The organism is Acidilutibacter cellobiosedens, from assembly GCF_004103715.1.
In the GTDB taxonomy this organism is placed as follows: Bacteria; Bacillota; Clostridia; order Tissierellales; family Acidilutibacteraceae; genus Acidilutibacter; species Acidilutibacter cellobiosedens.
Genome location: NZ_CP035282.1, coordinates 2,244,561 through 2,267,527, shown reverse-complemented (window position 1 = coordinate 2,267,527; position 22,967 = coordinate 2,244,561). Strand labels below are relative to the sequence as shown.

Below are 22,967 nucleotides of genomic sequence, written 5' to 3'. Positions count from 1 at the left end.
TGCTTAATTCATAATATGAAAGTAAAAGTGTATTTATTAAATTGAAAGGAGTGAAATATATGAAAAAAATAACTAAATCCAGTTTTTATGATCCTGATGCACAGAATAGAGCTTTTGAAGTGGATTGTATCATAGCGGACAAAGTATATGCACACTGCCAACAAAGGGAGTGCTTCCCGACAGTTGAAGTTTTACTGGAAAGCGGAACTTTTAGTCATATATCATTTAGACCTGGATTTATTGTGCCCGGGACCTTGGTAGTAACAGATATAGAGGGTAGACCTCATTTTAGGAGAGTACAGTTTACTTTAAGAATACCTTTTGAGGTAATAACAACTGATGGAAGTGTAGTAGAAGGATTTTTGCCTGATATTTATAAAGATGTAGTTCTCTTTATTCCAGATGCGAGAGATGAATTTGAATTCAGAGTTGTTGTTGAAACCAGTTCATTATTATTAGGGCAGCCTTTGCAGACTGGAAATAAAGTTACATTTGCGGTTGGGACGTTTATAATCATTAAAATTGTAGGAACTGTTCAACTGCTAATACCTACATTGGGATTTTGTCCAGAACCTCCGGAATGTGAAGAATTTAGTCCCGGTGATATTTGTGATGGTTTTGAAGAAGAGGAGTTTCCTGATTTCTTTCCACCTCAGTTTGACGACCTTTTCGATGAAGGGGAAGAAGACCTGGAGGATGAAAATTCAGAAGAATGTTAAGGACAGAGGAGTAGAGACTCCTCTTTTTTTATTGAAAATTTTTAGAACTGTGAATGTTGACAAAAATAAAGGGTTAGAATATACTTATAATGAATTGCCAAGTTATTTGGTTGGAATTGGAGGGCGGGAAAATGAAATTGTCAACTAAGGGAAGGTATGGTCTTAAAACGATGTTTCAATTAGCTTATAATTACGGAAAGGGACCTATATCTTTAAAAAGTGTTGCCGAAGAGGAAGGTCTATCGGAAAATTATCTTGAACAATTAGTTGCGGTACTTAAAAGAGACGGGCTCTTGCAAAGCGTAAGAGGGGCTCAAGGAGGATATATGTTAAGTAAACATCCCAAAGATATAACCGTTGGAAGCATACTTAGATCTTTAGAAGGTAATTTAGCGCCTGCAGCATGTGTCATAGATGAAGAGATGAATGTTTGCGAAAAAGAAGAATATTGTGTTACAAGAATAATTTGGCAGAGAATCAGAGATAGTATCTATAATGTAATCGATTCAATTACTTTACAGGATATGATTGATGAACAGGAAAATATACTACAAAAAAAGAAAAAGAGAATTCAGGAGGAAGTATGATGTCAAAATATATTTATATGGATAATGCGGCAACAACTCCTATTAAAAGAGAAGTATTAGAGGCGATGATGCCTTATTTTACCGATAAATACGGAAATCCATCCAGTATTTACTCTATTGGCGGTCAATCAAGAAATGCTATAGAAAGAGCGAGGGAAAAGGTATCCAAGGTTTTTAATGCTAAACCTCAGGAAATATTTTTTACGAGTTGCGGTTCCGAATCGGATAACTGGGCTATTAAGGGAATAGCCTATGCTAACAGAAAAAGAGGAAATCACATAATTACTTCTAAAATTGAGCATCATGCAGTGCTTCATACATGTCAATATTTAGAGAAACAAGGGTTTAGGGTAACCTATCTTGATGTTGATGAATATGGATTTATAAATTTAGATCAGCTGAAAGAAAGCATAAGGGATGATACCATCCTAATCTCAATAATGTTTGCCAATAACGAAATAGGCACTATTCAACCTATAGCTGAAATAGGAAAAATAGCAAAAGAAAAGGGTATATATTTTCATACGGATGCCGTCCAAGCCATAGGAAATGTAAAAATAGATGTAAACGAATTAAATATTGATTTATTGTCATTGTCTGCTCATAAATTCTATGGACCGAAAGGAATAGGAGCTTTATATATAAGGCAAGGAGTTAAAATTGATCCTCTTATTTCGGGAGGGGCCCAAGAAAGGAATAGAAGAGCAGGAACGGAAAATGTTCCTTACATAGTTGGCTTGGGAAAAGCAATTGAATTAGCCTATGAAAATATTGACGAACATAATGAAAAATTAACTAAGCTGAGGAAACGACTCATAAAGGGCATATTTGATAATATAGATTATGTGAGATTAAATGGAGATGAGGAAAAAAGGCTTCCCGGCAATGCTAATTTTTGTTTCAGATTTATTGAAGGAGAATCTATTCTTCTAAGCCTTGATATGGAAGGAATTGCGGGTTCCAGCGGATCAGCCTGTACATCAGGGTCTCTTGATCCCTCTCATGTACTTTTAGCTATCGGCCTTCCTCATGAAATTGCTCATGGCTCTTTAAGGCTTACTTTAGGGGATTTTAATACGGAAGAGGATGTTGATTATGTAGTTGAGAAACTGACAGAAATTGTGGCGAGGTTGAGAGCTATGTCGCCGTTATACGACGAGAGGAAGGGGAGATAATCATGTATTCAGAAAAAGTAATGGATCATTTTAGAAATCCAAGGAATGTTGGAGAAATAGAAGATGCAGATGGAATCGGAGAAGTAGGGAATCCCAAATGCGGAGATATAATGAAAATGTACCTGAAGATTAAGGACAATAAGATTGAGGATGTTAAATTTAAAACCTTTGGATGCGGCTCAGCCATTGCATCTTCCAGTATGGCTACAGAAATGATTAAGGGTAAGAGCATAGACGAAGCCATGGAATTATCAAATAAGGCTGTAGCAGAAGCATTGGACGGACTTCCTCCTGTGAAGATGCATTGTTCCGTTTTGGCCGAACAGGCTGTGAAATCTGCTTTATTGGATTATTCGAAAAAAAATAATGTCCATATTAAGGGATTGGAGGATTTTGTACCGGAAAATGATGATTTTCACGGGTGTAAAATAGAATAATAGATCAAAATAAAAAAACTGCTGATATTAGGAGCGGTCAGATAGGGATTTATAATTCCTGAAAAATTCGGCATAGTCGTTGATATTCGGCTATGCCGTTTTTTCGTTTAGTTTGGTAAGTCGATAGCGCCAATGCAGTTATAGAAAATTTGAATCCGCTGAGTTCTGCGGCCATCTACCTTTTCAGCCTTAAATACTATAATTTTGTCAATGAACTCTCGAATAATCTCTGCATCCAATTCTGTAATTTCTGTGTACTTTTTAACCAGTGCCAAAAAGCGGTCGGTATTGAGGGACTGTTCATTTACTGTATCAATGGTATGCTTTAATTTGGTTATCCTTTCTTCCAGAGCCTTCTGCTCAGCTTCATATTCAGCCGACATCTTGTAAAAACGCTCTTCGGGAATTTTGCCCATCACATTGTCCTCATATAGCTTTCGAATGATTTTGTCTATGTCAGCAATACGAGCCTGTGCTTGTTCGTACTCCTTTTGAATTTGGCGGAGTTCTTTGGCAAGCTCCTTTTCTGAATTATTCATAACTATACGGATGAATTCCTGTTCATGGTCTTTGGCAAAGGAGGTTACACGTCTTAAGTCCTCCAGCAAAAGCTGTTCCACCACAACATTGCGTATCTGGTGTGAACTGCACATCCCCTTTTTCTTGCGGTAAGTAGCACAAACGAAGTATTCCTTATCGCGTGACCATCCCTTTCCTCTAACCTGATACAGCTTCGCCCCACAGTCGGCACAGAACATCATACCTGAAAGCATTCCCATTTCACCTAATCGTGATGGTCTTCGCTTGCCATCTCTGATTTTCTGCACTGTTTCCCAAGTGCCCTCATCGATAATTGCTTCATGGGTATTTTTGAAAACCATCCAATCTTCTGGATTGTTCAATATCTTGACTTTGCTCTTGTAGGATTTTTTAGAAGTCTTGAAATTCACCGTGTGACCTAGATATTCCATTTTAGCCAGAATATCTGCTACGGTACGAGCCGACCAAGCATATGGGTTTTCAGGTGGTCTTGCTGGAGTGTTAATACCCATTTTGCGTAGATGAACCGTAGGCGTATCAATGCATCGCTTTTCAAGTTGCTTTGCTATCTGCGTGGGTCCAAAGCCAGCCATGCACAGTCGGAAAATATCTCTGACCACTTCGGCGGCTTTCTCATCTATAATCCAGTGCAACTTGTCTTCAGGGTCTTTAATATAACCGTAAGGCGGATTGGTGCAGAGTGGCTTGCCTGACTGTCCCTTGGATTTGAACACAGCACGGATTTTCTTGCTAGTATCCTTAGCGTACCATTCATTAATAATGTTAAGAAACGGTGTAAAGTCACTGTCTGCTTGGTTTGCACTATCAATACCGTTGTTAATAGCAATGAATCGCACATCTGCTTCAGGAAACATAATCTCTGTATAATAGCCTACCTTGAGGTAATCCCTGCCAAAACGGGACATATCCTTGATGATGATCGTTCCGACTCTACCGGACTCTACATCTGCAATCATGCGGTTAAAGTCTGGTCGATCAAAAGTTGTTCCACTGACTCCATCATCCACATAAAATTCGATATTGCGAAAACCGTTGTCCTCAGCATATTTTTTTAGAATTGCCTTTTGGTTTACTATACTGTTGCTGTCTCCGGCAAGCTCATCATCACGTGAGAGCCTGCAGTACAGAGCAGTAATTTTTGCTTCTTCAAATGTTAATGTTGATTTACGTATAGTGCTAAATGTTGACTGTCTATTCATTTTTATCCTCCATTTCCGACAGTCTTCAAGCGGTTTAGCACTATGTATATTACCGTACTACCTTGAAGAAGTCGAGTTGATTTCCATGGATTTATCTGAACTATCTGATAACTTTGAAAGGTTTTTTGCGTTGACTGTAATCAGCCGTTTCAGCTTGGAATATGCACTTTCCTTTGCTGAATCACTTACTCGTGATTCCACCACATAGACCGTATCTCCGATATCGGATTTGGTTGTGTGGCTGTTAATTTGGTTTTCCATATCGTGACCTCCTGTCCGATGTTTTGAAGGAACTGGCACTGAGCCGAATTGATGACCCAGTGCCTAATCCATTATTTAAGCTTTTATTTGTAATATTTTCAGAGCATCTGGTTGAATTAGCTTCCCATCCAATCTCTCGTAAGCAGAAAAACCAATTTGCCCCTGCAATGCATATAACTCACTTAATTTCTTTATGGTTATTGACTGACGCTCAATCAGCCAGTAGTATGATAAATCTCCAAATACAATGCTTTTTGCTCCTGCTGATACCGTAGGCATATATGGAGAGGTAATTACAGGCTTTCCGAATATGGTATTATCGGAAGAGTTCCACAGATAACTGCCGCTTGTATCCTTGAGAGTTCTAAGAAGCATGGCAGTATTGTCGTGCATGATAAACACAGCGTTGTTGCGATATTCATCTTTTAATGAAAAGTACAGAGAAGTAATCTCATCAAAAGAAATGGTAACACTGTCTGCTGTAGCTACATCTGCGTCTGCCGTAAGTATACCTGTTGGCTGTGTTGTGCCATTTCCATTAAGCAATGCATTTTCCTCAGCCTTGCCAAAACGCTTCGCAAAATCACCCATCAAATATTTTTCAAGATTAAAGTTCATATCGGTGACAAATGAGCGGTTTAGCTTGACAAGAGATGCCAGCTTGTATGATTTCACCAGAAACTGTGTAAATGTATCGGCACTTTCAGGGATTGGATCCCCGTCTTCAACCCAATCTGCTGTACCCGTTGAGGATACCGCTTGAATTTTACCTTCTGCAGAAGATAGATTGATAACAGTGGCAAATCTGCGGAATATATTCTCCTTTGCCAAAGCAGTGTTAAAACCTTCCCTGAATTCATCTGGTGCGACATATGCTCCGACATTATCGTACCCCTCGTTCAGATTCTGATAATTTTCGTCTTTTCCTTTCATAACGTTCCAAAACGCTCTATTATAAGTTGTTGATGTTGCCATAATCGTTTACCTCCTAAATTTAATTCGATTGTGGGGTATATACCCTGTTTGAAACCGCGTTTTTTTACGCATTGCCCCACGCCCGTTTTCCAGATGAAAAGGTGTGGAGATTTGAACTCCCCTAGGGGGTAGGTATTAACACATGGAGTTGTATCCAGTGGTTTTAAGCTTTGTAGCAAGATGTAGCAGGTAAAAACTAAACTCTCTATACGAGAGTGATTTTTTATATAACCTGTTTTTCTTGCTACAAGCTGCTACACTGTGTTTAAATAAGAAAAAATTCTTCTTCAGTCAGTTTATAGCCGATAAGCATTGTGGTCATTCCACCACCAGAACGTGGTCGTTTCCGCTCCACACGGGCAATAGCTGTTAATGCTTGTTTAAAGTTTCTTGCATTCTCCGAATAACAGCCATTGGCACTACACCACCGCTGATATCGGGCATACACTTCGGATGTCCGCACCTCACTGTTTGGACTTTCTTCCAAGGCATCTTCAAAGAACAATGCTATCTTGTCGCTTTCATGCTTGTAAGCATCCGTGGCTGTCTTGACGGAATCGGGTAAATTCAATCCTTCCTTTTTCAACAGCTGGTAGCCTTCAATTAGCCAGTTGAGGATAGCGCTCTGATTCTTCGGTTTGGCGAATTCGCGTTTTAAGTTTTTATCCTGCTCGTTTTCATCGAAGTGTCGTTCAAAAGGGATAATTACCACTCTGCCACTGGAAAACAACGTCATATCCGTAATAACGGGCAGATAATTAGTGTTGATATACAGCTTAAACTTTGGCGAAAAGTCAAAAGAATTCTCATGTAGAAATCTTGCGTTGATGGTGTCACCACCCGTCATGCTTTTTACCTGTGCAGCATTTAAGACAAGTCCTCTGCTAGGTTCGGAGATATTCACAAAGCGTACTCCTGCAAGCCGGGCAATATCTTCACTTGGACTTGAACTATTATTGTTCTTTTTCAGACTGATAGTCTCCGGCCTTGCGGTACAGCCATAACTGCCTAACACCTTAAGAACGCTCTCACATAGCGTACCTTTACCATTTCGAGTTGTGGCACCATAGAGAACAAACAGACATTCATACCGAGTGTCTCCGCTGATACTGTAGCCAAAGGCTTTTTGGAGGAATTTTGCCTTTTCCTCATCTCCGCTCATAATCTCATGAATAAATCTATCCCATCGCTCACTTTTTGCTTCTGGGTCATGTTTAACACCAGATATCTTTGTAAGTCTGTCCTCGCTGTTGTGGGGATGAAAATCCATGGATGTTAAAAACAAGGTTCCATTGGAACAGTTGAGCACCTGCGGGTCTTGGTCAAATTCGGCCATTGATATGGGATATACGCTCTGTGCATCCTTAAGCACCGTTTCTCGGTATCTTCTTAACTGCCACTTTCGGCAATAGTCAATGTATGCCTTTCTTTGATGTTCATCCTGAATCGTTAAAGCATAGGTTAGTAGTTGGTTAGCCAATGATTTACACATTTCCATTACTTTGAGATTGCCAATATCGGGAATCCATATCCCGTTCTCATAGCAAAACCACATCTTCCTTTCGGGAACATAGCGGACAAAAGACTTATAATAATCGGCAAACAGCCTGCTTGCTCCAATGTCTGTCCAAGGGTAACGCTCATTGTTTTCAGGCTTTAAAGTAGTAAGGGAACATTCACCAAAATCCTCTGTAGCTGATGAACGCTTACCACCTGGTTTGTATATTTCAGTAGCATTTGCAATTGCTTTTTCTATGGTTATCATTCCATAAGTACTGCCGGACTGTGGTCTATTCCATTTATCCCGCATTAAGCCGCTTTTTCGGAAAAGTCTGTCCATCTGTCCAATATCCCTGCCACACCAAAATGCCAGCATACCGCAAAGTGCCAAATCAGCTTCACTGGCAGAAGCATAGCCAGATGTATCACCCTGCCATAATGCTTTAAATTTTTCTCCATTTGCCGATTTTAATGCCTTCTCAATAACAGACTTGTCAGACAGATAGGATTGACTTTCTGTATCCAGAAGTTGTCTCACAGGGGCAGGACGTAGCATATACTTGTCTAGTATCATCTGTAGTTCATTCGATTTCTCCGCTATATCACCATCTGCATATACATTGCCTGTTACGGTAACAAAGCGGTTCGTTGCTCCAGCCACATAGACCTCAACTCCCAGCTTTCTGTTGTTGATATAGTATTTTGTTTTGTCAAAGTCATAGCCTGTGGCCTTAAAGAAAATATGAAGCCCTTTTTCAGATGGACTGTGTTCCATATAACAACCACTAAAAGCCTCTACAACAATTTGGGTAACAGGCTTAAGCTTACCACCACTATCAAAGCAATCATCTAAGTCGATAACACATATGTCATTACCCACCAAAAATCCCATACCGTCATAATCACTTAAAGCAGCTACCGCCGAACTAAAATCTTTAAAGGTACCACGTTGATTTGGTTTTGCCCTTTTTCCCGTTACTGGGTTATAGGGAACTTTGGTTTTTCTACCACTTCGTTCTTCATATTTCCAACAGCAAAACTGTGGCTTATCTTTAAGCACCTGTGGCAAGTTATCATATTTTGTTTTCAGTTACTTCACCTCCTTGCCTGTTATAAATGACCCGAAACGCTACTGTTCCAGAGGGTTTGCCTTGTTTGACACAACCTCGTTATCTTTCAAGGAATACGCTCGGAATTATCGTCATGGCATATTCTGCTTGAAGTATCTCTTGCATTTCGGGATATTCAGTTGTCAAGGAGCAGTGAGAGAAAACTATGCTTTCTTTTGTAGTGCATAAGAAAGGCAAATCCAAAGAGTATTATTTAAGGTAATTTCCTCTCGTCATCCACAAGACACAAGCCTGCAGTTTGAGTACCGGAACAAATATTTCTGTGAATTGCTTTCCTCTGCTAATAGCCGAAATTATTAACCCCTTAGCTAAATACCTCATTAAATTTCTAACTTGGAAGCTAATGGGGATTATTTTTCCTCTCACCTTATAGCCTTGGTAGAACACATTAGTTGAGGATTTTAGAAAAATATCTTTCTTCCTCATTCATAAGCGAAGAATTTTATTGATTCGAAACCCTAAAATAAAAAAACAGCCTGTCTTTTTTCTAAGGTAAAGACGGCTGTAATGCTTATGCTTTTGCTCAAATTTGAGCTAAAGCGATATTTAATTTAAGAAGGCTGAAAGCTATAGTTTGAGTCTTACAATGGGCTTTCCGACTTTTTTGTCTAAAAGTATTTATTTGAATAAAAGAGAAAAATGAAAGGCATACACAACTATCATTATCTTTGTTAACATTGTAAAATTACTTCACAAACACAGAATTATCATGTTATGTTTGAAGAAAATGTGCTATAATGGAAAAAAGATATAAAGAGGTGACCAAGATGACCGTTAGCTATAAAAAGCTTTGGAAATTGTTGATAGACCGCGATATGAAGAAGAAAGATTTACAAGCTGCTGCGGGAATAAGTCCATCGTCAATTTCAAAGCTTTCTAAAAACGAATATGTCAGTATGGACGTTCTTGTAAAGGTTTGTACGGCACTTGGCGTTGATTTTAAAGATATCATGGAATTAGTGCCTAATATGGTTGAAGAAAGGGAGTAGAGTTATGGAAAATAACAGAAAAGAACAGGAACGGGCGGAATTGCACCGCACGATATGGAATATGGCAAATGATTTAAGAGGCAGTGTAGATGGATGGGACTTTAAGCAATATGTTCTAGGAATGCTGTTTTACCGCTACATATCTGAAAATATTACTGCCTATATTAACGCCGGAGAATGGGAAGCTGGCAATACGGAATTTGATTATGCTAAGCTATCCGACGAAGAAGCAGAACAGGCACGAGAGGATTTAGTTAAGACAAAAGGCTTCTTTATCTTACCCAGCGAGCTTTTTGAAAATGTCCGAGCTCGCGCAAAGGACGATGAAAACTTAAATGAAACACTAGAACAGATTTTCAGTAATATAGAAGCATCTGCCCAAGGAACAGAGAGTGAAGATAATTTCAAAGGCTTGTTTGATGATATTGATGTTAACAGCAATAAGCTAGGAAACACTGTAGTAAAGCGTAATGAAAAGCTGGTTAAGCTAATGAATTCTGTTGGAGAAATGAAGCTGGGAGATTACAAAGACAATACCATAGATGCATTTGGTGATGCCTATGAATTTTTAATGGGTATGTATGCTTCCAATGCCGGAAAAAGTGGCGGTGAATACTATACGCCACAGGAAGTTTCCGAACTCCTTACCCACTTAACATTAGTAGGAAAAACTGAAGTCAACAAGGTATATGACCCCGCTTGCGGTTCTGGATCTCTACTGCTAAAGTTTGCAAAAATCTTAGGAAAAGAAAATGTACGTCAAGGTTTCTTCGGTCAAGAAATCAACATTACAACCTACAACCTGTGCCGAATCAATATGTTCCTGCACGATATTGATTATGACAAATTTGATATTGCCCTTGGGGACACACTAACAGATCCTCACCATTGGGACGATGAGCCTTTTGAAGCCATTGTATCAAATCCACCTTACTCCATTAAATGGAAGGGCGACAATGATCCTATTTTGATTAATGACCCTCGCTTTTCTCCAGCTGGAGTATTGGCTCCTAAATCCAAGGCAGACCTTGCTTTTATTATGCACAGTCTTTCTTGGCTTGCAACAAACGGAACAGCGGCTATTGTATGCTTCCCCGGTGTAATGTATCGCGGTGGTGCCGAAAAGAAAATCAGGCAGTACCTGATTGATAATAACTACATCGACTGTATCATTCAGTTACCGGATAACTTGTTTTATGGTACCAGCATTGCTACCTGCATTATGGTTCTAAAGAAATCTAAATCAGAAAATAGTACCTTATTTATCGATGCATCAAAGGAATTTGTCAAGGTTACGAATAACAACAAACTAACACAGGAAAATATTGAGACCATTCTTAACGCATTCAAAGATAGAAAAGATATTGAGCATTTTGCTAGGCTTGTGCCAAACAGCGAAATTGCTGAAGAGGATTATAACCTGTCTGTTTCTACCTATGTTGAACAAGAGGATACGAGAGAAAAGATTGATATTGTCGCCCTCAATGCTGAGATAGAAAAGATTGTGGCGAGAGAGCAGGTTTTGAGGGAAGAAATAGATAAGATTATTGCGGAAATTGAGGTGGGCAAATGAGTAAGTTAGATGAATTGATTGCTGAACTTTGTCCAGATGGGGTTGAGTTTAAAGAACTAAGACAAGTTTTAAGAATTAGAAATGGCAAAGACTATAAGCATATTGCGGAAGGTAGTATACCCGTCTATGGTTCGGGTGGCGTTATTACTTACATAAACCAATTTGCCTATGACAAACCTTCAGTGCTTATCCCACGAAAAGGATCAATTGATAAGTTATATTTTGTTGAGGAACCATTCTGGACAGTGGATACACTCTTTTACACAGAAATTAATACTGAGATTATTGAACCTAAGTTTGTTTTTTATTATCTGCAATCCCAACGAATTGAGAGACTAAATACAGCTGGAGGCGTACCTAGTTTAACACAAACAGTATTAAATAAAATTCCAATCCCTCTTCCTCCTAAGCCAGTGCAAGAGGAAATTGTCCGTATTCTGGATAATTTCACAGAGCTTACAGCAGAGCTTACAGCAGAGCTTACAGCAGAGCTTACAGCAAGAAGAAAGCAGTATGAGTATTATAGAGATTTGCTGCTTACGTTTGGTAATAACCCCGATATCAAGTGGATGACATTGGGGGAAATTGGACCTGTTTGTATGTGTAAGCGTATTATGAAAGCAGAAACAAGTCCAGTTGGTGATGTTCCATTCTTTAAAATTGGGACATTTGGAAAAGAACCAGATGCTTTTATTTCACAGGAAAAATATGATGAATACCGAAAAGCATTTTCTTTCCCTAAAAAAGGCGATATTCTTATATCTGCTGCTGGAACAATCGGAAGAACAGTAATTTATGATGGAAAACCAGCTTATTACCAAGATTCTAATATTGTGTGGATTGATAATGATGAGAGTAAAGTGTTAAATAAATATCTATATTATTGCTATGCGATGAAGCCTTGGTCAATATCTACTGGGGGAACTATTGCAAGGCTATATAATGACAATATTTCAAAGGCTAAAATTCCTGTCCCACCCTTAGAAGAACAAGAGCGCATCGTAGCTATCCTAGATCGCTTTGACGCTCTCTGCAACGACTTAACCAGCGGCATTCCTGCCGAAATCGAAGCACGGCAAAAGCAATATGAATATTACAGAGATAAACTGTTATCTTTCAAGGAGGTGACATCATGAGTATATACAACATCGTTGCAAGTACTGATGAAGCAACAGTTGTTGCTGAATATGCAGCTGAATACAATGTCCGTCCTGAAAAGTATCAGAGCGAGGCAGAACTTGAGCGGGAGTTTATTAGGCAACTGACTTCCCAAGGATATGAATATATTTCAGTGCACAATGAAGCTGCATTGATAGCAAATCTCCGAAAGCAACTTGAACTGCTTAATGACTTCACCTTTACTGACAGTGAATGGGATAGATTTTTCACAGAATGTATTGCCAATACAAATGAGGGTATTGTTGAAAAAACCAGAAAAATTCAGGATGACCATATCCAGATTCTAAAACGTGAAGATGGAACAACAAAGAACATATACCTTTTGGATAAGAAGAATATCCATAACAATCGTTTGCAGGTTATTAATCAATACGAAGAAGCGAGTGGCAAGCATGAAACCCGATATGATGTAACAATCCTTGTAAATGGACTTCCACTAGTTCATGTAGAGTTAAAGCGTCGTGGTGTTGCTATCCGTGAAGCTTTCAACCAGATAAAAAGATACCAACGTGACAGCTTTTGGGCGGCTTCTGGTTTATTTGAGTATGTGCAAATATTCGTAATCTCAAATGGCACCCATACAAAGTATTATAGCAACACCACAAGAAACGCTCATATCAAGGAGCAAAGCAGCAGTGAACGTCGAAGAAGCAAAAAAACAAGCAACAGCTTTGAATTTACCAGCTTTTGGGCAGATGCAAATAACAAAATTATTCCTGACCTTGTGGACTTTACTAAAACATTTTTTGCCAAGCATACCCTCTTAAATATACTAACAAAATATTGTATATTTACATCTGAAGATCTGCTCCTTGTAATGCGTCCTTATCAAATAGCTGCTGCAGAACGTATATTATCACGCATTGTAGTATCAACCAACTACAAGAAGATGGGCACAACTGCAGCTGGAGGATATATCTGGCATACAACAGGCTCTGGTAAGACATTGACCAGTTTTAAGACAGCCCAATTAGCTTCTGCCTTGCCTTATATAGACAAGGTATTGTTTGTTGTTGACCGTAAAGACCTAGACTATCAGACTATGAAGGAATATGACCGTTTTGAAAAGGGGGCAGCTAACGGTAATACGTCTACAAGAGTTCTTCAAAGACAATTGGAAGACAGGGATGAAAAAGGAAATCCTCATGAATACAAAATCATTGTAACCACTATTCAGAAGTTGGATATATTTATTCGAAAAAACAAACAGCATGATATTTACAAGAAACATGTGGTACTGATTTTTGATGAGTGCCACCGTTCCCAATTTGGCGAAATGCATCAAGCTATCACGAAGAGTTTTAAGAACTACCATATCTTCGGCTTTACGGGAACTCCGATTTTTGCCGCTAATGCCAGTTCAGGAGGTAACCCACTGCTTCGTACAACTGAGCAGGCCTTTGGAGAAAAGCTACATACCTATACCATTGTGGATGCCATCAATGATGGGAATGTTCTGCCTTTTAGAATAGATTTTATCAATACCATTAAGATGCCTGATTACGTTAATGATAAAAAAGTCTATAGCATAGATAGAGAAAAAGCCTTAGCAGATCCACAGCGAATCAGTGAAATTGTTTCTTACGTTCTTGAACACTTTGATCAGAAGACCAAGCGCAACAGTTATTACACATTCTCTGCGAAATGGGAAGAAGCAGATAAGCATAACCCTAAAAAGATGATAGAAAAGCGTGAAACAAGGCGAGTTGCCGGTTTCAACTCCATATTTGCTGCTGCATCCATCCCAATGGCAATCAGATACTATAATGAGTTTAAGAAGCAGATAGCGGAAAAGAACCGTAACCTTACCATTGCAACTATTTTCAGTTTTAGTGCAAATGAGGAGGAGCCAGATGGACTGTTGCCTGAAGAGGATTTTAATATGGAAAACCTTGACCAGAGCTCCAGAGATTTTCTTGAGGCGGCTATCCGAGATTACAATTCCACATTTAGCACAAATTACGATACTTCCTCGGATAAGTTCCAGAATTATTATAAAGACCTCTCTCTTCGTGTAAAGAATCGGGAGATCGATATATTGATTGTTGTTAATATGTTCCTGACAGGCTTTGATGCAACAACCCTAAATACGCTATGGGTAGATAAAAACCTGAGACAGCATGGACTGATTCAGGCTTTTTCAAGAACTAACCGCATCCTAAACAGCGTTAAGACCTATGGTAATATCGTTTGTTTCCGAGATTTGAAAGAAGAAACAGATAAAGCTATTGCACTATTCGGCAATAAGGATGCTGGCGGTATTGTACTGCTAAAAACATACGAAGAATACTATAACGGCTATGATGACAAAGGTGAGTATAAGCCGGGCTATGCTGAATTGATTACAACTCTTACAACACAGTATCCCCTTGGACAACCTATTCTCGGAGAAGAAGCGGAAAAAGACTTTATCAGGTTATATGGAGCAATACTCAGGCTCAGAAATATTCTTACTTCTTTCGATGACTTTGAAGGAAATGAGATTTTATCTGAAAGGGATTTTCAGGACTATCAGAGCATTTATATTGACCTGTATCAGGAATATAGAAAAGGTACTGATGGTGACAAAGAAACTATCAATGATGACATAGTTTTTGAGATTGAACTGGTCAAGCAGATAGAGGTAAATATTGACTACATCCTTATGCTTGTAGCTAAATATCAACAATCCAACTGCAAGGATAAAACCATTCTTACGACCATTGATAAGGCTATCAATTCGAGTATTGAACTTCGAAGTAAGAAAGAACTTATCGAGCGTTTTATAGAGCAAGTCAATGTATCGACCAAAGTGGATGAGGATTGGCGAAAATTCCTCCATGAGCGTAAGGAAGCGGATATTTCAGCAATTATAGAAGAAGAGAAATTAAAGCCTGAAGAAACCCGCCGATTCATCGATAATGCTTTCCGAGATGGAATGCTTAAAACAACCGGTACAGCCATTGATAAAATCATGCCACCTGTATCTCGCTTTGGCGGAGGCAGAGCTGCGAAAAAACAAGGAATTATCGAAAAACTGATGATATTCTTTGAAAAGTATTTAGGTTTGATATAGATTAATATCAATCACTAATTCAAAAAAATATCTTTAATAAAAAACCAGTCACTTCAAGCATTCATGCCTGATTGTGACTGGTCTCTTTTTGCCCCGCTTGAAGCTGTTCATTCAAGTTTTTCTTCAATCCCTAAGTGAACGCTTCTTTCGGCAGCTTTTTTTATAACGAATAGGAAAGTTCTTGCTTATAAGATATTGATTAAAGAGAGCTTTCTGTAAATGAGTTTCAAAAAAAAGTTACATTATAATTTTTCAATAGAAATTTTTCTTATTTTAATAAATTTATTAATAAGTGAAATAATAAAAATATAACAGAAATTGAAAAGGGGAATTTAATTGATAAGATATAGCCAATTTTCAATATTAAAAATTGTGGACAGAGATAATGTACCCATAGGTACATTAAAAAACGTATTATGTACTGAGGATAATAAATATATAGATAGCCTCGTTATAGAGGACGGAAAGATATTTAGAAAAAAAATTATAATTCCTTTTGAGGGAATAGAGGATATAGGGAAAGATTCTATGATTATAAATTTAAATAGGGCTGAAAAAGAAGATTATAAAGAAAAAAAGGGTATAAAAATTGATTGCTTTATAGATAAAGAGGTAATTACAGAAAAGGGAGAATTTATAGGGTATATAAAAGATTATATATTTAATAAAGAAGACGGTGGGATATCCGGTTTTATTATTACTGAAGGAGTAATAGAAGATATTATTAATGGAAGAAGCTTTATTCCTTTAAATATAAGCCATGAAGTTAAAGATAAAAATATAATAGTTAAAGAAGAAATAAAAGACATAATTGACAACGGAAAAGATTATTACAAAAAACTGTTAGAATTAGAGGGAAGATAGTGTGGCAAACTAAGGATATAAATTTAAAAGGAGTGAAAAAGATGAATAATGGATTTAAAACCGGTATGTGGGTAGGAAGCATATTAGGAGCAGTTTTTGGAATGGCTGCCGTAAACAGGATGGATCCGATGCATAAGAGAAAAATGATGAGAAGCACGAGAAGAGCATTTTATAATATAAGAAACGGGATAATGTCCCTTTGGTAACGGGCAGCTTTTGGGCTGCCTTTAAAATACATTAATAAGGAGAGGAAAAACAATTAATGTAAAAAGTCCTTTAATGACGGGAATATTGATTTTACTATTGGCATTTCTGTTCTTTTTGATATATTACCTTATAAATATTGGAAATAAATATGTTAATGAAGATAAAAGGATTAAAATAAACGTAAGGAAAGTTTTTTTTGTATTAATATTTATAACTTTTATATATCTTATATATAAAATACTGAATAAGTATAGCTTTTTATCCAATCTATTTGGAATGTTTATCTTTTCTGTTATTATGGCATATTTATTTAACCCGATAGTAAATTTTTTTGAAAAAAGGAAAATTCGAAGAAGCCTTGGGATACTCATTGTTTATGCTATAATTCTGGGAGTTATAGTTATATTATCATTAACGATTATTCCCAATATTACAAAAGAAGCTAAAAAACTCATGGAAATACTTCCCCTATATCTTAACAGAATATTTGATTTTTTAAATAATATTTATGATAGATATTATTCAAGTATTTATAGTTTGCCTCCTCAGCTTCAGGGAGTTGAACAAGCGGTTATGGGTAACGCGGAAAATATGGGGAATATTTTGAGTGAAAATATAAAAAAGATTACAAGTTCAATGATGGATATTTTCCCTAAAATTACATCGATTATTTTGGTTCCCATATTTACGTTCTATTTGATATTAGATAAGGATTCCATTAAAAACAAAATATATATTACGGTGCCTAAGGATAAGAGGCAGGATTTTTCAAGATTATCGAAAGAAATAGATAAAGCTTTGGGCGAATTTATAAGAGGAAGGGTTATAGTGGCAATATTTATTGGAGTGTCCACCACTATTGCTTTGCTGATCTTAAAAATTCCCTTTGGACTTGTTATAGGTCTCATTGCCGGAATTGCAGATATAATTCCCTATTTCGGCCCTGTAATAGGAATTATTCCTGCAGTGATTTTTGCCCTTTTAGATAGTCCATTGAAAGCTTTATGGGTTATAATAATTTTTACTGTAATTCAACAGATTGAAAATGATCTTATAACCCCTAAGATTATCGGAGAAAGCATAGGAATTCATCCTATTACCGTTATTGTTTCATTAATAATAGGAGGCGAGATTATGGGAATATGGGGAATGGTTCTTGCAGTTCCGGCTGTAGCCGTAGGGAAAATAGTATTTTCGTTTTTCATGGAGAAGTTAAATAAAAATCAGATTATTGACAAATAATAGCTTTTAACTTATAATCCTATTTATAAGGCAGAACTTACGTATCGTCCGTTTGATTTGGGACGAGTTTTTTGTAGTTGGTTTAATTTACATATTGCTGAAAGCTAAAATGAGAGGTGTATTCATATGAAAAATATCGGGTTAAATGAAATAAGAAAGGAATTTTTTGATTTTTTTAAAGAAAAGAATCATTTGATTTTACCAAGCTTTTCTCTTGTCCCTAAGGATGATAAAAGCTTATTACTTATAAATGCAGGGATGGCTCCCATGAAACCTTATTTTACCGGACTCAAAACTCCTCCGGGGAAAAGGGTGGTTACTTGTCAGAAATGTGTCAGAACAGTGGATATTGAAAATGTAGGGAAGACTGACAGGCATGGTACATTTTTTGAGATGCTGGGGAACTTTTCCTTTGGGGATTATTTTAAGGAAGATGCGATAAAATGGGCGTGGGAATTTATTACCGAAAGAATGGAAGTTTCTAAGGAACTTATTTGGGTTTCCATATATAAAGATGATGAGGAAGCATATAAAATATGGAATGAGAAAATAAATGTACCTGAGGATAGAATTGTAAGATTGGATAAAGAGGATAATTTTTGGGAGCTGGAATTAGGACCTTGCGGCCCTTGTTCGGAAATTTATATAGACAGAGGAGAAGAGTATGGTTGCGGTAAGCCCGATTGCAAACCGGGATGTGAATGTGACAGGTATGTGGAAGTATGGAATTTAGTTTTTTCTCAATACGATAAGGATGAGAATGGAAATTATAATCTTTTGCCAAAACCTAACATAGATACGGGGATGGGACTCGAAAGAATGGCAATGGTTATGGAAAATGCAAAGAATATATTTGAAGTTAAACAGATAAATGAAGTGTTAAAAGAAGTTGAAAGAGTAAGCAAGGTTTCTTATGGCAAGGACTCCGAAAAAGATAAATCCATCCGTGTGATAACGGATCATGCCAGAGCTATTACATTTATGGTTTCCGACGGCATACTTCCAAGCAACGAAGGGAGAGGCTATGTTCTCAGGAGGCTTATAAGGAGAGCTTCAAGACATGGAAAATTATTAAATATTCAAGGAAAATTTTTAAGCAAAATAGCTGAAAAAGTGATAGAATTATGGAAGGAGCAATATCCTGAGATCGAAAAAGAAAAAAATCGAATTTTTAGGATAATAGACGGAGAAGAAGAAAAGTTTTATGAAACGATAAATCAGGGCTTAGAGATATTAGATCAATATATATCAGATATGAGATCTGAAAATAAAAATATATTAGATGGGAAAAAGGCATTTAAACTTTATGATACTTATGGTTTTCCTTTTGATTTAACTAAGGAAATATTAAAAGAACGTGGATATACGGCAGACGAAATTCAATTTAACAGGGAAATGGAAGAGCAAAGAGAAAGAGCCAGAAGTGCAAGAGGAGGAAGTGAAAATAATATCTGGGGAACAGGAGATTTTTCACTAAAAATAGACGGAGATAAGACAGTTTTTAAAGGGTATGAAACTTTTACTTCCCCTGGAGTAGTAGAAAAAATAATAAAGGGAAACGAATTTGTTGGTTCTTTACATGATGGAGAGGAAGGAATAGTAGTATTAAACCAAACACCTTTTTACGGAGAAGGGGGAGGACAGGTTGGAGACACAGGAATCCTGTCAAAAGACGGTTTTGAATCTTTCGTATTAAATACTAAAAAGGATAAAGAAGGGCATATATTTCATTATATAAAGGTAAAAAAGGGAGTATTAAATGTAGGGGATGATTTAACTGCTGAAGTTGATGAGAAAAGAAGAAAGGATATTATGAGAAATCATTCCGCAACTCATCTTCTTCACAGAGCACTGAAAAATGTATTAGGAGAACATGTAAATCAGGCCGGTTCTTTGGTTCTCCCCGATAGATTGAGATTTGATTTTACCCATTTTGAGAGTATATCTAAAGAGCAATTGGCTAAAATAGAAGAAATAGTAAATGAAAAAATTTTTGAAGGCTTGAAAGTGGATACTGCCGTTACTTCCTATGATGAATCAAAAAAGATGAAAGCAGTAGCTTTATTTGAGGACAAATACAGTGATAAGGTACGAGTAGTACAGATGGGCAGTTACACTACGGAACTTTGTGGAGGAACTCATGTAAGGAATACTAACGATATAGGAATTTTTAAAATATTAAACGAGACAAGTATCGCATCGGGGATAAGAAGAATAGAAGCTATTACAGGGAGAAGTGCATATCAATATTTAAAGGAATTAGACGAAGAAATCGATAATATCGCTAACATTGTTAAAGGAAATAGAAATAATATAACAGAAAGAATTAAAGGAATTGTGGAAGAGAACAGACAAAAGGATAAAGAAGTAGAAAAGCTTATGGGAAAAATGGCGTTGTCTCTTAAAGACGATATTATCAAAAATAGTCATGAAATTAAAGGCATAAATGTATTGACTTATTATATTGAGAATATGGATATAAATAGTCTCAGAAATCTTGGGGATGAGATCAAAAATTCAATAGTCTCGGGAGTAATAGTTTTAGCATCTTCCTTGGATGGAAAACTCTCTTTTGTATCTATGGTTACTAAAGACTTGATAGATAAAGGACTTCATGCAGGAAAGATTATTAAGGAAGTATCTCAATGCACCGGTGGCGGCGGCGGTGGACGTCCCGATATGGCACAAGCAGGGGGAAAAGATATCAATAAAGTTAATCAAGCATTAAATTTGGTATATGATATAATTGAAAAACAACTTAAGTAAATATTTATTTAAACATTGTATATAATTATTTGTTTATGGTATAAATAATATAGGGGGTGTGTTTTGTGAATAATAACAATTTTTATGAGACTATGAAGTTTGAATCGCCAAAGGAAAATGTGAACGAGGCGAGAGATATCATTTTGACTGTTTATGAAGCTTTGAAGGAGAAGGGATATAATCCTATAAATCAGATGATTGGATATATATTATCCGGGGATCCTACCTATATAACAAGCCACAATAATGCAAGAAGTTTGATCAGAAAGATAGAAAGAGACGAGCTCATAGAAGAATTATTGGTATTTTATTTAAAGAATGAAGAAAAAAACAAATAGGAGAGATATCCGGTGAATTTAAAAAGATTCAGTATTGTTATTTTAATTGTCGTTCTGCTGCTAATAGGAGGAAGAACTTTTGCCGACAAAGAGAATAAAACCGTATATTTAGTAGTAGCAAACAGATTGACTTTAGATGATATTAAAACTATGTATAATCTAAACGATATCATCCGAGATGGAAGTATAGGATTGATGAATCCCCGAGGATTATCGGGATATAATGGAGCCGAGAGCTATCTTACCATTAATGCATCCAACAGGGCATCTACTGATTATGACGGAGGAGAATCGTATAATCTAAATGACTATTACAAGAAGTTATATGAAAAAAGAGTCGGAGAAACAGTTGGAGATGAAGATATCGGCATAGTCGGGTTTTCAAAACTTATTAAATATAACGAAGATAATTATTATAAACCTTATATCGGAGCATTGGGGGATAGTTTTCATAAAGCCGGACTTAAAACCGCCCTTTATGGCAATGCTGACATACTTGATAGAATCATAAGACCCAGCTCCCTTATTCCTATGGACTCTAAAGGACTTATTGATTATGGGAATATAGACAATATAATAGTGGATGATGATGAATTCCCTTACGGGTTCAGAACGGATTATAAAAAGATGTTGAAGCAGGTTGTTGATATCAGGGAAAAAGCTTCTCTTGTAGTTATTGATACGGGAGATTTGGATAGATTAGCTTCTTATAGCAACGAATTAACGGATAAGCAGTATTTTAATATTAGAAACAAAATATTAAATAATATTGATGAATTTTTAAAAGAGCTATCCCATAGCTTAGATAAAAAGAATTCATTGGTTATTATTATAAGTCCTAATGGTGGAGAAGAAAGAGTAAATGGCAGTATACTTTCTCCCGTGATTTTCTGGGGCGGAGGTATGCCAAAAGGAGTTTTATCTTCCTCAACAACTAAGCGTGAAGGATTGATTTCAAATATAGATATTGCTCCTACTATCATTAACTATTTAGGATTGCCTCATGAACAATTTTTAGGTACTAATGTTTATAGTATTAATAGAGATAATGGTTTTGAATTTCTTTATGAAGACAATAATAGAATAAATGTGGTTTCTAATTCAAGATTTTATGTTCTTGCTGTTTATTCTATATTATCAATTATAAGCTGTATATTGGGAACTCTTTTGGTTGTATTTAACGTAAAAATTTCAGGGAAAATTTCCAAGATTTTTTGGGGATTTATTATATTGGCCGGATCTATACCCTTTGTATTACTTATTAATTCTGCTGTTAATTGGAATAATTACTTTCAGTTTATTTTAAGTTTAATTGTTATTTTATCAATAACTTTTGTAATATTATATAATATAAATAATAAAAGTAAAAAAAACATCCTGTACATTTCTTCTTTAGTTATATATTTGACTTTGGTTATAGATATGCTTACCAATAATAATTTAATAAGGTTTTCGCCATTAGGCTATGATCCGATTATCGGAGCAAGGTACTTTGGGATTGGTAATGAAATGGTAGGGGTATTTATGGGATGTATGATTATTTTATTATGCAATATGGAAGTTTTTAAAAAAAGCAAGAATAAAAATAGAATTATTTTATATTTAATATCTTTTTTAACTGTTTTTCTTATAGGAAGTCCAAAATTTGGGGCCAAGGTAGGAGGAACCATATGCGTTCTGTTTGCGGTATTAGTTTTTATATTGGAAGATTTGAATATAAGGATTAATTTTAAAAGTATGGTATTGATTTGTTCTCTGGTAGTAGTAGCTATACTGGGGTTTTCATATATAGATATTAAATTTAATTCAAATCCGACTCATTTGGGGAAAACCATACTTATGGCAAGCAGCCAAGGAGAAGATTTGATTAATAATATTATAATCAGAAAAATACTTATGAATATAAAGCTTATCGGTTCATCTGTGTGGACAAAAAGCTTATATATAAATATTGTTTCTCAATCATGTATTCTTATTTTCTGCGAAGATAAAATCAGAGAAATGTTTAATAAAAGAAAAAACATTTGCATCGGACTAATAAGCGGAATTGCAGGGAGTATTATGGGAATACTTGTAAATGATTCGGGAATTATACTCTCAGCATTATCTATGGTATTGTTAACTTCATATTTTTTGTCTATAACGGCGGAAGAATTGAATTAAGTATAGTGGAATTTAAGGAGAATTCCATAGGAAAGTAATATGAAACG

The 22,967-nt window shown here is 36.4% G+C and carries 19 protein-coding genes; 15 read left to right on the top strand and 4 right to left on the bottom strand.

Annotated elements, in window-relative coordinates; translation table 11 throughout:
- The first annotated feature begins 59 nt into the window (after positions 1–59).
- The 5 genes from EQM13_RS10900 to nifU are packed head-to-tail and all read left to right on the top strand — an operon-like array spanning position 60 to position 2,918.
- Entirely contained in the window at positions 60–719 is a 660-nt protein-coding gene (locus tag EQM13_RS10900; protein ID WP_071139092.1) for a hypothetical protein, read from the top strand.
- Entirely contained in the window at positions 697–867 is a 171-nt protein-coding gene (locus EQM13_RS18260; protein WP_159429029.1) for a hypothetical protein, read from the top strand. The genes EQM13_RS10900 and EQM13_RS18260 overlap by 23 nt, the downstream gene beginning before the upstream one ends.
- A complete protein-coding gene (locus EQM13_RS10895) occupies positions 851–1,306 on the top strand; it encodes an RrF2 family transcriptional regulator (RefSeq protein WP_128752677.1) in 456 nt (151 codons plus the stop codon). Before EQM13_RS18260 ends, EQM13_RS10895 begins: the two co-directional genes overlap by 17 nt.
- Positions 1,306–2,481, top strand: a complete 1,176-nt coding sequence (gene nifS, locus EQM13_RS10890) for a cysteine desulfurase NifS (RefSeq protein ID WP_240662923.1) — start codon at positions 1,306–1,308, stop codon at positions 2,479–2,481. The genes EQM13_RS10895 and nifS overlap by 1 nt, the downstream gene beginning before the upstream one ends.
- Before the next feature lie 2 nt (positions 2,482–2,483).
- Positions 2,484–2,918: a Fe-S cluster assembly scaffold protein NifU gene (nifU, locus tag EQM13_RS10885; protein ID WP_071139095.1), complete on the top strand. Its 435-nt coding sequence runs from the start codon at positions 2,484–2,486 to the stop codon at positions 2,916–2,918.
- 107 nt (positions 2,919–3,025) lie between these two features.
- Here the strand turns inward: nifU and EQM13_RS10880 are convergent, their stop codons facing one another.
- The 4 genes from EQM13_RS10880 to EQM13_RS10865 all read right to left on the bottom strand — a co-directional run bounded on the left by EQM13_RS10880 (position 3,026) and on the right by EQM13_RS10865 (position 8,474).
- Positions 3,026–4,678: a recombinase family protein gene (locus EQM13_RS10880; RefSeq protein WP_128752676.1), complete on the bottom strand. Its 1,653-nt coding sequence runs from the start codon at positions 4,676–4,678 to the stop codon at positions 3,026–3,028.
- Between the two features lie 57 nt (positions 4,679–4,735).
- A complete protein-coding gene (locus EQM13_RS10875) occupies positions 4,736–4,939 on the bottom strand; it encodes a transposon-encoded TnpW family protein (RefSeq protein ID WP_114217871.1) in 204 nt (67 codons plus the stop codon).
- A 75-nt stretch (positions 4,940–5,014) separates the two neighbouring features.
- Complete coding sequence (locus tag EQM13_RS10870; RefSeq protein WP_128752675.1) at positions 5,015–5,914, bottom strand: phage major capsid protein; 900 nt, start codon at positions 5,912–5,914, stop codon at positions 5,015–5,017.
- 265 nt (positions 5,915–6,179) lie between these two features.
- Positions 6,180–8,474: a phage/plasmid primase, P4 family gene (locus EQM13_RS10865; protein WP_240663031.1), complete on the bottom strand. Its 2,295-nt coding sequence runs from the start codon at positions 8,472–8,474 to the stop codon at positions 6,180–6,182.
- Between the two features lie 837 nt (positions 8,475–9,311).
- On the opposite strand from EQM13_RS10865, the gene EQM13_RS10860 reads away from it, so the two are divergent.
- The 10 genes from EQM13_RS10860 to EQM13_RS10820 all read left to right on the top strand — a co-directional run bounded on the left by EQM13_RS10860 (position 9,312) and on the right by EQM13_RS10820 (position 22,920).
- Positions 9,312–9,533, top strand: a complete 222-nt coding sequence (locus EQM13_RS10860) for a helix-turn-helix domain-containing protein (protein ID WP_013810668.1) — start codon at positions 9,312–9,314, stop codon at positions 9,531–9,533.
- Between the two features lie 4 nt (positions 9,534–9,537).
- Positions 9,538–11,106 carry a type I restriction-modification system subunit M gene (locus EQM13_RS10855; protein ID WP_128752673.1) on the top strand — a complete coding sequence of 523 codons (1,569 nt, stop codon included), beginning with the start codon at positions 9,538–9,540 and terminating at the stop codon, positions 11,104–11,106.
- The gene (locus tag EQM13_RS10850) at positions 11,103–12,242 is read left to right on the top strand and encodes a restriction endonuclease subunit S (protein WP_128752672.1); all 1,140 of its coding nucleotides are present in this window, start codon (positions 11,103–11,105) and stop codon (positions 12,240–12,242) included. The genes EQM13_RS10855 and EQM13_RS10850 overlap by 4 nt, the downstream gene beginning before the upstream one ends.
- Positions 12,239–15,340 (top strand): type I restriction endonuclease subunit R, encoded by a 3,102-nt coding sequence (locus EQM13_RS10845; RefSeq protein WP_128752671.1) that lies wholly within the window; start codon positions 12,239–12,241, stop codon positions 15,338–15,340. Before EQM13_RS10850 ends, EQM13_RS10845 begins: the two co-directional genes overlap by 4 nt.
- Positions 15,341–15,676: 336 nt before the next feature.
- On the top strand, positions 15,677–16,204 hold the full coding sequence (locus tag EQM13_RS10840; RefSeq protein WP_071139096.1) for a PRC-barrel domain-containing protein: 528 nt from the start codon (positions 15,677–15,679) through the stop codon (positions 16,202–16,204).
- A 41-nt stretch (positions 16,205–16,245) separates the two neighbouring features.
- A complete protein-coding gene (locus EQM13_RS18255; protein WP_161567228.1) occupies positions 16,246–16,410 on the top strand; it encodes a hypothetical protein in 165 nt (54 codons plus the stop codon).
- A 73-nt stretch (positions 16,411–16,483) separates the two neighbouring features.
- Positions 16,484–17,653, top strand: coding sequence for an AI-2E family transporter (locus EQM13_RS10835; protein WP_071139098.1), 1,170 nt, complete (start codon positions 16,484–16,486; stop codon positions 17,651–17,653).
- 126 nt (positions 17,654–17,779) lie between these two features.
- Positions 17,780–20,419 carry an alanine--tRNA ligase gene (gene alaS / locus EQM13_RS10830; RefSeq protein ID WP_128752670.1) on the top strand — a complete coding sequence of 880 codons (2,640 nt, stop codon included), beginning with the start codon at positions 17,780–17,782 and terminating at the stop codon, positions 20,417–20,419.
- Between the two features lie 92 nt (positions 20,420–20,511).
- Entirely contained in the window at positions 20,512–20,757 is a 246-nt protein-coding gene (locus tag EQM13_RS10825) for an IreB family regulatory phosphoprotein (RefSeq protein ID WP_071139166.1), read from the top strand.
- A gap of 12 nt (positions 20,758–20,769) precedes the next feature.
- Entirely contained in the window at positions 20,770–22,920 is a 2,151-nt protein-coding gene (locus tag EQM13_RS10820; RefSeq protein WP_128752669.1) for an alkaline phosphatase family protein, read from the top strand.
- Positions 22,921–22,967 lie beyond the last annotated feature (47 nt).